This is a genomic window from Humibacter albus DSM 18994, from assembly GCF_000421825.1.
Taxonomy (GTDB): domain Bacteria; phylum Actinomycetota; class Actinomycetes; order Actinomycetales; family Microbacteriaceae; genus Humibacter; species Humibacter albus.
The window spans coordinates 118944-132323 of the sequence record NZ_ATXT01000019.1 but is presented as its reverse complement, the minus strand read 5'-3'; the positions used below and the strand labels follow the sequence as shown (position 1 = coordinate 132323).

The 13380-nt window shown below is 67.1% G+C and carries 12 protein-coding genes; 10 read left to right on the top strand and 2 right to left on the bottom strand.

Features of this window, described 5'->3' with window-relative positions:
• Positions 1-394 precede the first annotated feature (394 nt).
• From rplJ to H623_RS0116075, 7 genes are all read left to right on the top strand, one after another.
• Positions 395-910, top strand: coding sequence for a 50S ribosomal protein L10 (gene rplJ, locus H623_RS0116105; RefSeq protein WP_022901959.1), 516 nt, complete (start codon positions 395-397; stop codon positions 908-910).
• A 73-nt stretch (positions 911-983) separates the two neighbouring features.
• A complete protein-coding gene (gene rplL, locus H623_RS0116100; protein WP_022901958.1) occupies positions 984-1379 on the top strand; it encodes a 50S ribosomal protein L7/L12 in 396 nt (131 codons plus the stop codon).
• 321 nt (positions 1380-1700) lie between these two features.
• Complete coding sequence (locus H623_RS0116095; protein WP_022901957.1) at positions 1701-2207, top strand: MarR family winged helix-turn-helix transcriptional regulator; 507 nt, start codon at positions 1701-1703, stop codon at positions 2205-2207.
• Between the two features lie 9 nt (positions 2208-2216).
• On the top strand, positions 2217-3512 hold the full coding sequence (locus tag H623_RS0116090) for an MFS transporter (protein WP_022901956.1): 1296 nt from the start codon (positions 2217-2219) through the stop codon (positions 3510-3512).
• Positions 3513-3807: 295 nt separating this feature from the next.
• Positions 3808-5133, top strand: a complete 1326-nt coding sequence (locus tag H623_RS0116085; RefSeq protein ID WP_022901955.1) for an ABC transporter substrate-binding protein — start codon at positions 3808-3810, stop codon at positions 5131-5133.
• A gap of 84 nt (positions 5134-5217) precedes the next feature.
• Positions 5218-6363, top strand: a complete 1146-nt coding sequence (locus H623_RS0116080) for a carbohydrate ABC transporter permease (protein ID WP_022901954.1) — start codon at positions 5218-5220, stop codon at positions 6361-6363.
• Positions 6363-7328 (top strand): carbohydrate ABC transporter permease, encoded by a 966-nt coding sequence (locus H623_RS0116075; protein ID WP_022901953.1) that lies wholly within the window; start codon positions 6363-6365, stop codon positions 7326-7328. The genes H623_RS0116080 and H623_RS0116075 overlap by 1 nt, the downstream gene beginning before the upstream one ends.
• Positions 7329-7410: 82 nt before the next feature.
• Here H623_RS0116075 and H623_RS0116070 read toward each other — a convergent pair whose 3' ends face one another.
• Positions 7411-8088 (bottom strand): GntR family transcriptional regulator, encoded by a 678-nt coding sequence (locus H623_RS0116070; RefSeq protein ID WP_022901952.1) that lies wholly within the window; start codon positions 8086-8088, stop codon positions 7411-7413.
• A 291-nt stretch (positions 8089-8379) separates the two neighbouring features.
• Between H623_RS0116070 and H623_RS0116065 the strand changes: the two genes are divergently transcribed.
• Entirely contained in the window at positions 8380-9624 is a 1245-nt protein-coding gene (locus tag H623_RS0116065) for an MFS transporter (RefSeq protein WP_211218018.1), read from the top strand.
• A gap of 209 nt (positions 9625-9833) precedes the next feature.
• On the opposite strand, the gene H623_RS0116060 is transcribed toward H623_RS0116065, so the two are convergent.
• The gene (locus tag H623_RS0116060) at positions 9834-10508 is read right to left on the bottom strand and encodes a metal-dependent transcriptional regulator (protein ID WP_022901950.1); all 675 of its coding nucleotides are present in this window, start codon (positions 10506-10508) and stop codon (positions 9834-9836) included.
• A gap of 206 nt (positions 10509-10714) precedes the next feature.
• On the opposite strand from H623_RS0116060, the gene H623_RS0116055 reads away from it, so the two are divergent.
• Positions 10715-12079 (top strand): cystathionine beta-synthase, encoded by a 1365-nt coding sequence (locus tag H623_RS0116055; RefSeq protein ID WP_022901949.1) that lies wholly within the window; start codon positions 10715-10717, stop codon positions 12077-12079.
• 30 nt (positions 12080-12109) lie between these two features.
• Entirely contained in the window at positions 12110-13273 is a 1164-nt protein-coding gene (locus H623_RS0116050) for a cystathionine gamma-synthase (RefSeq protein WP_022901948.1), read from the top strand.
• Positions 13274-13380: the final 107 nt, after the last annotated feature.

The window sequence follows — 13380 nt, the reverse complement described above, 5'->3', positions numbered from 1 at the left end:
GAGGGTGACCGAAGGGTGCCCGCATCCGTTGACAAACATCCACTATAGATAAATAGTGCACAATTGTCAACTAATGGCATCCATCAACTATTGCTCGGGTGACGGTGTGGGGAGAAGGTGACGCCGATTTGGGCATTCGGGGTTCCTCACGTAACCTTGTGGGAGCCCAAGACCGCCGGTCATCGTCGTGCTCGCACGCCGATCGAAGGTTCTCGAGCCGGAACGCACCTCGTGCGATCCGAAACGAGACGGCCCGCGCAGGTGAGAACGAGAAGATGGCCGCTCGACGGCATCCGACACGCTCCGTGCCTGCGCACGGAGCTTTTGCTTTCTCCGGCCGGCCTCGGGCGGCGCGCAGCATCCGCAGCGCGTCTCGTATGTAAGAGGAGTGGCCATGGCGAACAAGGAAGCCACGGTTGCCGAGCTCGAAGACAAGTTCAAGAGCTCGACCGCCGTTCTGCTGACCGAGTACCGCGGTCTGTCTGTTGCGAAGCTCAAGGAGCTCCGCAGGTCTATCAGTGCAGACGCGACCTACGCCGTGGTGAAGAACACGCTGACCAAGATCGCGGCGAACAACGCCGGCATCTCGGCGTTCGACGACGAGCTCGCCGGACCGTCCGCGATCGCGTTCGTGCACGGTGACCCCGTGAACGTCGCCAAGGGTCTTCGCGACTTCGCCAAGGCGAACCCTCTTCTCGTGGTGAAGGGCGGCTACTTCGATGGCGCCGCGCTTTCCGCCGAAGAGGTAGGCAAGCTCGCCGACCTCGAGTCCCGTGAGGTGCTGCTGGCCAAGCTGGCCGGTGCCTTCAAGGCCTCGCTGTTCGGAGCCGCATATCTGTTCAACGCACCGCTGTCGCAGGCCGTTCGCACGGTCGACGCGCTGCGTGCGAAGCAGGAGTCCGCTGCGTAGGCATCCGCTTTCCCTGTCACGGGAATGGATGCTTCGCCGCGGTGAGTAACGCAACAAACCAAGGAGAAGAAAAATGGCTGACAAGCTTTCCACTGAGGAACTGCTCGAGCAGTTCAAGGGTCTGACGCTCATCGAGCTGTCGGAGTTCGTCAAGGCGTTCGAGGAGACCTTCGAGGTCACCGCCGCCGCCCCCGTCGCCGTGGCCGCCGCTCCGGCTGCCGGTGGTGCCGGTGCAGGCGCGGAGGAGGCCGAGGAGAAGGACTCGTTCGACGTCATCCTCGAGGCCGCCGGTGACAAGAAGATCCAGGTCATCAAGGTCGTGCGCGAGCTGACCTCGCTCGGTCTGGGCGACGCGAAGGCTGCCGTCGACGGCGCGCCGAAGGCGATCCTCGAGGGCGTCAACAAGGAGGCTGCCGACAAGGCGAAGGCTTCGCTCGAAGAGGCCGGCGCCACCGTCACCCTCAAGTAGTCCCCGCCCCGGTAGGGGCACCGTTCCCGTTCCGACCCTGGGTCGGGCGGAACAGGCAAGGGCGTCATCCCGTACGGGGTGGCGCCCTTTGTCGTGCCTGCTGTCGTTGCTGTGCCTGCTGCCAGCAACCCGCGGCACCAGCGTGGAGGCCCTGCGTGCTGGCGCCCAACAGGACATCGGCCCGAAAACATGCCAAAGCGGGATGTCTTCGGCGAGAGAGCGCGGACCGTCATGTCGGGCGGCGATGATGCAGTGCGACCCTGTAGCGCCTGGAGTAAGGCCGAATTGAGATATATAGCAAGGCTATGTATACTGGAATCCATGCTCACAGAACCGATCACGCTTCCCGTGCGTGGTGACGCGGGAGTCGAGGCCGAGATGCACTTCCTCCTCACCGACCTCGTGCAGATCGCCGGCCGTGTCACGCGGCTGGCCCACCGCAGTTCCCAGGGGTCAGAAGGCCCCGCCACCTGGCGCACGCTGGCCGTGCTGCAACAGTTCGGGCCGATGCGTCTGGGCGAGCTCGCCCAGCACAGTCAGGTCGCTCAACCCACCATGACGAAGATCGTGGCGGGCCTCGTCGAACGCGAATGGGTCAAGCGCATCGCCGACGCTTCCGACGCCCGGGCGTGGCAGATCGGGATCTCGGCCAAGGGCATCCTCAAGCTCACCGAGTGGCGTTCGAACCTGGCCGGCGCACTTCAGCCCCTGTTCGCCGACCTCTCCGACGATGAGCGCGAGACCGTGCGCCGCGCGATCGACCTGATCCAGCCGCGCATCGATCAGGCCTACATCGATCCCGACACGTTTCCCGCGAAAGGCGAATGACCCACCCCGATGACACGCACTGACGACAATCCCACCGAACTTCACACCCCGGTCCACGCTGCGGGCGGGCACTCCGGAGGCAAAGGCATCCTCCACCAGCCGATCGCCGTCTGGGCCGTCGCGTTCGCTTGCGTCGTCTCGTTCATGGGCATCGGCCTCGTCGACCCGATCCTGCCCGCGATCGCGCACAGCCTGAAGGCGACGGATGCCCAGACCGAGCTGCTCTTCACGACCTACCTCGCCATTACGGGTGCGGCCATGTTCTTCACGAGCTGGCTGTCGACCCGCATCGGCACGAAGAAGACGCTGCTGATCGGCCTCGCCGTGATCGTGGTGTTCGCCGCGCTCGCCGGCGCCAGCGGATCGGTGTGGGACATCATCGGATTCCGGGCGGGCTGGGGCCTGGGCAACGCGCTGTTCATCTCCACGGCGCTCGCCGCGATCGTCGGCGCCGCATCCGGGGGCGCCGCGCAGGCGATCATCTTGTACGAGGCCGCGCTCGGCCTGGGCATGGCGCTCGGGCCGCTCGTCGGCGGCCTCCTCGGCAACGTGTCGTGGCGTGGGCCGTTCTTCGGCACCGCCACGCTGATGGCGGTCGGTTTCGTAGCGATCGCGACCATGCTGCGCAAGGGCTCCGAGGCCAAGCCGGTTCCGACCAAGCTCACGGCGCCGTTCCGCGGGCTCGCGAAGCCCGGGCTCGGCGTGATGGCCTCGGCCGCACTGTTCTACAACATGGGCTTCTTCGTGCTCCTGGCCTATACGCCGTTCGCGCTGGCGAAAATCGGTTTGGATGCCGCCATCCCGCTCGGTCTGATCTTCACCGGATGGGGAATCGCGCTGGCCATCTCCTCGGTGTGGATCGCCCCGGCGCTGACCAACCGCATGCGCCGCACCACAGTGCTGATCGCCGTGATCCCCGTTCTGGCGCTCGATCTACTGCTGATCGCTCTGTTCGTGCAGTCGGTCGTAGCGATCATCGTCCTCGTGATCGTCGGCGGCATCTTCCTCGGCATCCTCAACACGTTGCTCACCGAGTGCTCGATGGAGGCCACGGACTTGCCGCGTCCTGTCGCGTCGTCGGCGTACTCCGGCGTGCGCTTCCTCGGTGGCGCCATCGCTCCTCCTGTCGCGGCGGCGCTTGGCAACGCGTTCGGGGCCGCCGTACCGTTCTTCTTCGGTGCGCTCACCCTGGTGATCGCGACGCTCATCATCATCGTCGGCCGCCGGGCACTGCGTCGTGCCGACGGATCGGAGGAAGACGTGGTGGTCGAGGCGGAGGCGATCGGCCTTGGAGACGCGGACTGAGCCGTCCGCGCCACACGAATCCGTCAGACACCGCCGGGCAGCGAGCGAATCCCCGGCGGTGTCTGCGTCTCATCTCGGGACGATAATCCGGCGTTATCCCTACCCGAAATGCGCAGATGCGCACCTGCGAGGCGTATGTCGCGGCCGGAATGCGTCGATTCGGTTCCATCTTGCGACAGTCGGCATACGTCGGACTAACGTGGGCAGGGGCCGTTCATCGGCCTCCCAGGGTCGCCGCAGCGGTCGTTCCGTGGAGTAGCGGCTCGCCCTTGAAAACCGAGGAGAGGAGACGCTCATGCGCGCACGTCGCTTGCTCGCCGCGACATCTGCACTCGCCGTCGGAGCCATGATGCTGGCAGGATGCTCCAGCACCAGTTCCGGCGGCTCGTCCAGTTCCGGCAAGTCGGTCGTGACGATCTACAGTCCCGACACCGGCACCGAGGCACAGGAGTTCCGGTCATCCTGGGCCGACTGGGCGAAGAAGAACGACATCACCATCAATTACACGGGTGACAAGGACTTCACGACCAACATCGCCACGAAGCTGCAGGGTGGTTCGCTGCCCGACATCGCCTTCTTCCCGCAACCGGGCCTCCTCTCCGCCGCGATCCAGACCGGCAAGGTCAGCGCGGTCGACTCGACCACGAAGGCCAACGTCAAGAAGGGCTTCTCGGACGACTGGCAGGGATACGTCACCTCGGGCGGCAAGATGTATGCCACGCCGCTGGATGCCAGTGTGAAGGGTTACGTCTGGTACAGCCCGTCGAACTTCAAGAAGTGGGGCGTCAGCGTTCCGAAGACGTACCAGCAGCTGCTCGACCTGACCTCGACCATCGAGCAGAAGACGGGCAAGCCGCCGTGGTGCGCGGGCTTCAACTCCGGCACGTCGTCAGGCTGGCCGGGAGCGGACCAACTCGCCGAGGTCGTTCTCGGGTTCTCCGGCCCGAAGACCTATGACGCGTGGGTGAAGGGCGACACCAAGTTCACTGACTCGTCGATCGGCAACGCCTTCACCCAGCTCGGCAAGGTCCTGCTCAACCCGAAGTACGTCAACGCGGGCTTCGGCGGCGTCACGTCGATCAACTCGACGGCGTTCGGCGACGTGGCGACTCCGATGGCCAACGGCACGTGCGCGCTGACCAACCAGGCCACGTTCCTCGAGGCCAGTTTCGCCACCACGAAGACGGCGGCCGGCAATGTGCCGAAGATCGGTCCCGACGGCGACATCTGGGCGTTCCCGCTGCCGTCGAAGACCGGCAAGGTGAACGCGGTCACCGGCGGTGGCGACTTCGCCGCCGCATTCAACGACAACGCCGCCACGAAGAAGGTCATGCAGTACCTCTCCAGCGCCGACTGGGCGAACAGCCTCGTCAAGGTCAAGGACGCGAGCTTCCTCAGCGCGAACAAGGGTGTGGATGCCTCGAACGTGTCGGACCCGTTGCTCAACAACGCGATCAAGCTCCTGCAGGACCCCAACACGACATTCCGGTTCGGCGCGGATGACGCCATGCCGAACGTCGTGGAGACCGCCTTCTGGAAGGGCATGGTCGACTGGGTCAACGGCACGTCGCAATCGCAAGTGCAACAGCAGATCCAGTCATCCTGGGCTTCGGCCAAGTAGCGACCGGATCAACCGCCCACCGGTCGTACGACCGGTGGGCGGTCCCGACGGTCGTACGCGCGTGAGAGAACGAGGCGAGATTCGATGTCCGCGTTGCTGAACTGGTTGGCGACACTCCCGTCGCTGTTGCAGATCCCCGTCGTGATCGTGGCGTTCCTCGTGGTGGTGGGTCTTCTGGTCTTCTTCATCGAGATCGCACCTCGGCCGGGGCGCGGTTACACGATCATGCGGCTCGTCGTCTGCGTGCTCGTTCCGGTCGCCCTCGTGCTCGTGTTCGGACTCGAGGCGAGCGCCTTCTGGGTCGCCATCGTGGCTGCGCTGCTCGGTGCTCTGCTGTTCTGGTTCGACTTCCGGTCGCGGAACGGCACGGCCTATCTCATCCAGCTCTTCGCGTTCATGGCACCCGCGATACTGCTTCTGCTCGTCGGGCTCTTCTACCCGTCGATCAAGACGATCGTCTCGTCGTTCTTCAGCAACGACGGAACACAGTTCGTGGGTTTCGCGAACTACATCTGGGTCTTCTCGCCAGGACAGCAGGGCCTCTACGCGTTCATCAATACGTTGGTCTGGACGCTGGTCGCTCCGGCGATCGCGACAGGCATCGGCCTCGCCTACGCGGCGTTCGTGGACCGCAGTGTGGGTGAACGGGTCCTGAAGGTGTTCGTGTTCATGCCTGTCGCGATCTCGCTGGTCGGAGCATCCATCATCTGGAAGTTCTTCTACGACTACCGGCAGGGCAGCCAGATCGGGCTGCTCAACGAGATCGTGACGCTCTTCGGGGGGCAGCCGGTCAACTGGCTGCAGAGCTATCCGCTGAACATGTTCATGCTCATCGTGATTCTCATCTGGTCGCAGACCGGCTTCGCCATGGTCATCCTCTCGGCCTCGATCAAGAGCGTTCCGAACGATCAGATCGAGGCGGCCATGCTCGACGGCACCAACGGATGGCAGCGGTTCTGGAACGTGACGGTCCCGGGCATCCGGCCCACGATCGTGGTGGTGTGGATCACCATCTCCATCGCGGCGCTGAAGGTGTACGACATCATCGCCACCACGACGGCCGGCCAGAACGACAGCACCGTGCTCGGCTACGAGATGGTGCGCCAGTTCTCGATCCTGCCGCCGCAGACCGGCCACTCGGCGGCGCTCGCGGTGCTGATCCTCGTGCTGGTGACGCCGTTCATCATCTACAACGCGCACAATCTCAAGCGGCAACGGGAGGAGATCTGATGACCGCCACCACCTCGTCCCCGACCGTGACTCGCGCCCGCGGCAACGGCGCAGGCAAGGGGACCGCCCGACGCATGCATCGCCGTCTGACCAGCCCATGGGCCACCGGTGCCGCCATCATCATCGCCGTGCTCTGGACGATCCCGACTTTCGGACTCTTCGTCTCGTCGTTCCGCCCGGCTGCCGACATCAACACGTCGGGCTGGTGGACCGTGTTCACCAATCCGCAGTTCACGATCGACAACTACATCTCGACGTTGAACTTCAACGACACGATCACGGTCGGCCAGGCACTGATCAACTCGCTCGCCATCACCATTCCCGCGACCGTCTTCCCGATCACCCTCGCCGCGCTCGCCGCCTACGCCTTCGCCTGGATCGACTTCCGCGGTCGTGACTGGGTCTTCATCGCCGTGTTCGCGATGCAGGTGGTGCCGATCCAGATGGCACTGGTGCCGCTGCTCAAGCTGTACACCGAGGGGATCAGCATCGGCGGGATGCAGCTGTTCTCCGGGCTCGATCTGAACCTGAACGGACTCACCGCGAACTACGGCGAGGTCTGGATCTCGCACACCATCTTCGGACTCCCGCTCTGCATCTTCATGCTGCACAACTCGATCGCCGCGCTGCCCCGCGAGATGATGGAGGCCGCCCGCGTGGACGGCGCCTCGCACGGACAGATCTTTTTGAGGATCGTGCTTCCGCTGACGACACCGGCGCTCGCCGCCTTCACCATCTTCCAATTCCTGTGGGTGTGGAACGATCTGCTCGTGGCGACCATCTTCACCAGTGGGAACAACGCGCCGGTGACGAAACTCCTGGTCGATCTCTCCGGCGTCTACGGACAGCAGTGGTATCTGCTCACGGCCGGCACGTTCCTGGCGATCGTGGTGCCGCTCATCGTGTTCTTCGCGTTGCAGCGCTTCTTCGTGCGCGGGCTGCTGGCCGGGGCGACGAAGGGTTGACCAGGACGAGGGCTGAGATCGGGACGCAGAGCTGACGGGGACGGTAGGCAGGCCGGTCGGCAGCCGTGGCTTCGCCGCCGCGTCACTCCCCGACGATGCGGAGGCCGCGGGCGCCGAACGCGCGTCGATCGGACCTGATCGAGGCAAGCAGCCGGTCGAGGTTCGCCTGCGTGTGATGCGCGATCGCGGTGGCGGCGGCATCCGCGTTCCGTGACCGCACGGCGCGCACGATCGCGGCGTGCTCCCGCCAGGCCTCGTTGCGGCCCTCCTCGGTGCGCATCTCGAGCCAGCGGGCACGGGCCATGCGGGTGATGGCATCCGACACGGCCTGAGCGAGGAACGTGTTGCCGCTCAGTGCCGCGAGGCCCTCGTGGAAGTCCGAGCCGCGGCGCATACCGGCGTGTTCGTCTCCCGCATCGTCGCTTTCGATGTCGGCCCCCGACGCGAACGCCTCGAGCTCGGCATCGGATGCCCGTGCGCACGCCAGCCGCGCCGCCGCCGCTTCCACGGCCTCTCGGTACTCGGCCAGCGCCGCGACCTCATCGAGGTCGATCGGCGTCGCCTGCCACGCCCTGCCGTCGCGCGCCACGAGACCCTCGGCCTGCAGCCGCATGAGCGCAGCGCGCACCGGCGTGCGGCTGGCGCCGAACTCCGACTCGAGCCCGCGCTCGCTCAGGCGGGCCCCCGGAACGATGTCGAGCGACAGGATGGCCTGACGCACCTGCTCGTAGACCGACTCCGTCTGTGAGGCCTGGGCCATGGATGCTCGCTCCCGGTAGTGCGCGTCGTCGGCGGGATCCCGCCTCTTCCAGTATGGGGCGCCTGGGGGCCTCGCCACCGCCTTCCGCTGTCACAGGGCGCGGCTTCGCCCGTGCGACGTTCGCATTGTGTGGCAGCGGAAGGCGCGGGATCCGGCTACGCGTGTCGCGTGGGTCCGGAGTTGCAGAGGTGTCGGTATACCGATACGGTATACCGACACCTCTGCAACAGCACGCCCAGGCGCGAGCACGAGTCGCGGCGGGACGACGGGGGACGGCAGACAGGAGAACCCATGGTGACAAGACGACCTACCCGCGCCGTCTCGGCGCCGCGAATCGGATCGGCGCGCCCGTGGCTGATGCTCGCAACAGCGGTGCTCGCCCAGGCCGCCGGCACGGTCTTCCAGTCGGCTCCGGCGTTCCTCATCCCGCTGCTGCACACCGAGCGCGGCGTGCCACTGGCGCAGGCGGGGCTGCTGGCGTCGGCGCCCACACTCGGGCTGGTGTTGACGCTCGTGGCCTGGGGTGCGCTGACCGACCGCGTCGGCGAGCGCTGGGTGATCGCGGGCGGAATGGCGCTGACCGCGCTCGCCGCACTCGGCGCGATGACCGCATCCGGCTACCTGGGGCTGGGCGGATTCCTGCTGCTCGGTGGCGCGGCATCCGGGAGCACGAACGCGGCCAGCGGCCGCGTGGTGGTCGGCTGGTTCCGTCGGGAGCGGCGCGGGCTCGCCATGGGCATCCGCCAGATGTGCCAGCCGCTGGGGGTCGCGGTGGCGGCGGTGGCGATCCCGCCGCTGGCCGCAGCCGGGGGCGTGGGCGCGGCCATGGTGCTACCGCTCGTGCTCACGGCCGTGCTCGCCGTACTGAGCGCGATCGTGATCGTCGACCCGCCACGAGCGGCGCGTCCGGGCGCGGATGCCGGCGGTCGGTCGCTAAATCCATATCGGTCCCGCGTGGGGCTGGTGCGCATCCACCTGGCGTCGGCGTTGCTCGTCGTGCCGCAGTTCACGGTGTCGATCTTCGGGCTTATCTGGTTGACCGCCGACGAGGGCATGAGCGCCACCGCTGCCGGCATCGTCGTCGGTGTGTCACAGTTCGTCGGAGCGCTGGGCCGCGTCGCGATCGGTGTACTGTCCGACCGCGTGGGCAGCCGATTGCGCCCGCTGCGGTGGGTGGCATGGGCCGCGGCCGGCGTGATGCTTCTGCTGGCCGCGGCCGCGGAGGCTCCGGAATGGGCGGCGGCAGGCGGGCTCATCGTGGCCGCCACGATCACGGTCGCCGACAACGGACTCGCGTATACAGCGGTGGCAGAGATCGCCGGACCGCATTGGTCGGGACGCGCGCTCGGCACGCAGAACACGGGGCAGTTTCTGGCCGCCTCGATCGTGGGGCCCGCCGTCGGCGGCCTCATCACGCTGGTCGGGTATCCGTTCGCGTTCGCGCTCGTCGCCCTGGCGCCGGTGGCGGCCGTGCCGCTCGTGCCACGGGAGCCCGCCGAGGTCCGGGGGTCCGAGGCCGTCGCTCCCGTCGGTTGAGTGGCGGCCGGGCGCCGTCAGCGCCGCTGCCCGGTCGGCGGCGACACTATTTCAGGCCATATCGAGTCAGATCGATGTATACGACGTCTGGTCCCACATGTCCTGAAATAGTGTTCGGCCGGGGTCGGGGCCGGGGCCGGGGCCGGGGCCGAGGTTGGGCGCTCGGGCGCTCGGTCGGCCGCGCGGTCGGGCGGTCGGGCGGTGGGTGCTCAGGACGCGGAGGCGACCCAGATCGCATCGGCGGCGGCCGAGCCGAGCGTCGTCGGTTCGGCGTCGTCGATCGACACGACGATGTCGCCCGCGAAGGGACGCACCTCGAGGAGGGAGGCGCGGGCATCCAACCGGATGCCGCGCTCGGCCAGGTAACGCAGCACGGCCGGGTCGGCGTCCGAGATGCGCACGACCGTCAGCCGAACGCCGGGCTCCGCCCGGGTGAGACGCACGGCCTTCGGCGTACGCGGATCGCCGTCCGAAGTGGGGATCGGGTCGCCGTGCGGATCGCGCACCGGATGCCCGAGCGTCGCGTCGATGCGATCGACCAGCGCGTCAGAAACGGCGTGCTCGAGCACCTCCGCCTCGTCGTGCACCTCGTCCCACGGGTAGCCGAGCGTCTCGACGAGAAAAGTCTCGATCAGGCGGTGACGCCGCACCATGGCCAGCGCGTGCGCCCGACCCGCCGCAGTGAGCTCGACGGCGCCGTAGGGCTCATGCACCACGAGCCCCTGCTCGGTGAGGCGGCGCACGCCGTCGGAGACGGTCGCCGCGCGCACCCCCACGCGTGCCGCGAGTGCGGTCACCGTCATCGGGACGGGCTCCCACTCGGTCGCGCTCCAGATGACCTTGAGGTAGTCCTGTGCGGTGTTCGTGAGCGACGAGACCGACATGCGGATCAGTCTACGAAAGGGATCAGCCTGCGCGATGTGGAGAATCGTCAGGAGTGCCTTAGGGTGGATGTCGTGTTCTTGAGCTGTTGTCGTCGCTGAATCACGCGCCTCCCGCAGAAAGCTGAGGGTTGTGCGCGTCGCATCCGACCGACGACCGACCCGTGCGCACGCACCGAGACTGCTCGCACTGACACTCAGGACAACACATGAAGTTCGCCGCCTCCATCACCGACCTCATCGGCAACACGCCGCTGGTGCGCCTGAACCACGTGACCGAGGGCATTCGCGCCACGGTTCTCGTGAAGGTCGAGTACCTGAATCCGGGCGGATCGAGCAAGGATCGCATCGCCGAGCGGATCATCGACGCCGCCGAACGCGACGGTCTGCTGAAGCCGGGCGGCACGATCGTGGAGCCCACCAGCGGCAACACCGGGGTCGGCCTCGGGCTCGTGGCGCAGCAGCGCGGATATCGTTGCATCTTCGTGCTGCCCGACAAGGTCGGTGAAGACAAGCGCAACGTGCTCACCGCATACGGCGCCGAGATCGTTGTGACGCCGACATCCGTCGCGCCCGACGACCCCGACTCGTACTACAGCGTCTCGGATCGTCTGGTGCGCGAGATTCCGGGCGCCTACAAGCCGAACCAGTACGCGAACCCGAACGGGCCACGCAGTCACTACGAGACCACCGGCCCGGAGATCTGGCGCGACACCGAGGGCAAGGTCACACACTTCGTCGCCGGTGTCGGCACGGGTGGGACCATCACGGGAACCGGCCGTTACCTCAAGGAGGTATCGGAGGGGCGCGTGCACATCGTCGGTGCGGACCCGGAGGGATCGGTGTATTCCGGTGGCACCGGGCGGCCGTACCTGGTCGAGGGGGTCGGCGAAGACTTCTGGCCGCCCGCGTACGATCCCTCCGTTCCCGATGAGATCATCGCGGTCTCGGACGCGGACTCGTTCGCCATGACACGCCGGCTCGCCCGTGAGGAAGGTCTGCTCGTGGGCGGATCCAGCGGCATGGCCGTGGTCGCGGCGATACGCGCGGCCCGCGATCTGAGTGAGAACGACGTGGTCGTCGTGCTGCTGCCCGATGGCGGCCGCGGATACCTCGGCAAGATCTTCAACGACTCCTGGATGCGCTCCTACGGCTTCAGCGACGTCTCCGGCGAGGCGACGGTGCGCGACGTGATCGCGACGAAGTCGGGGGCGCTTCCGGATCTGGTGCACGGGCATCCGAGCGACACCGTGCACGACGCCATGGCGATCATGACCGAGTTCGGCGTGAGCCAGTTGCCGATTCTGAGTGCGGAGCCGCCGGTCGTGATCGGCGAGGTCGTGGGATCGGTCGACGAGCAGTCGCTGCTCGACCGCGTGTTCGCCGGCGAGGCGAAGCTCTCCGACAGCGTCGGTTCCGTCGTGGCGCCTCCGCTGCCGCTGATCGGGGTGAACGAGACCGTGGGCGCGGCCCGTGCCGCGCTGGGCGAGGCGAGCGCGCTGCTCGTCACCGACGAGGGCAAGCCGCTCTCGGTCATCACCCGCGCCGACCTGCTCGCCTTCCTCACTCGCTGATACCACGACCACCGCAACGGAAAGCCGATCATGACCGAGAGCACCGCTGAAGGATTCGCCACCCGTGCCATCCACGCCGGGCAAGCGTTCGACCCGACTACAGGAGCCGTCGTCCCGCCCATCTACCAGTCGTCGACCTTCGTGCAAGACGGCGTCGGCGGTCTGCGCGGCGGCTATGAGTACGGCCGGTCGGGCAACCCGACCCGCACATCCCTCGAGACCGTTCTCGCAGCACTCGAGGGCGGAGACCGCGCGTTCGCCTTCGCGTCCGGCCTCGCCGCCGAGGATGCCCTCCTGCGCTCGGCGCTGCGTCCCGGTGACCACCTCGTGCTGGGAAACGACGTCTACGGGGGCACGCACCGGCTGATCCAGCGCATCCACGGCGACTGGGGCATCCGCAACACCGCGGTCGACCTCACCGACCTGGATGCCGTGCGCACCGCGCTCGCGACGGATGGCACGAAGCTGCTCTGGATCGAAACCCCGAGCAACCCGCTGATGAAGATCAGCGACATCGCCGCGCTGGCCGAGCTCGGCTACGCCGCGGGCGCGTTGGTCGTGGTGGACAATACGTTCGCGTCGCCGGCGCTGCAGCAGCCGCTGGCGCTCGGCGCCGACGTGGTTGTGCACTCGACCACCAAATATCTCGGCGGCCACTCCGACGTGATCGGCGGCGCGCTCGTGCTCCGTGAGGGCGAGCTGGCCGAGAAGGTCGGCTTCCAGCAGTTCGCCGCCGGAGCCATCGCAGCGCCGATGGAGTCGTGGCTCACGGTGCGGGGCATCAAGACGCTCGACGTGCGACTGCGACGCCATTCCGAGAACGCGCAGGCGATCGCGGAGGCGCTGGTCGGGCATCCGGCGGTCGAGAACGTCTACTACCCCGGCCTGCCGACACATCCCGGACACGAGTTGGCGGCCAGGCAGATGTCGGCCTTCGGTGGGATGCTGTCGGTCGCGCTGAAGGGCGGACCGGATGCCGCGCGCCGCTTCGTGGAGTCCACCGCGGTGTTCCAGCTGGCCGAATCACTCGGCGGAGTCGAATCGCTCATTGGGTATCCGAGCGAGATGACGCACGCCTCGGTGCGCGGCACCGAGCTCGAGGTGCCGGCGAACGTCGTGCGCCTCTCGGTCGGCATCGAGGACGTGCGCGATCTGCTGGCCGACGTGGAGCAGGCGCTCGAGCGCCGGGGCTGACGCCTACGCCGCAATCCGTTGTACAGGACGCGCGGGGTCGCGTCCGGCCGACCGAGCATCCGATCCCGTACCCCCGTTGAAGGGTCATCTGCGGCAGAACCCTGTTT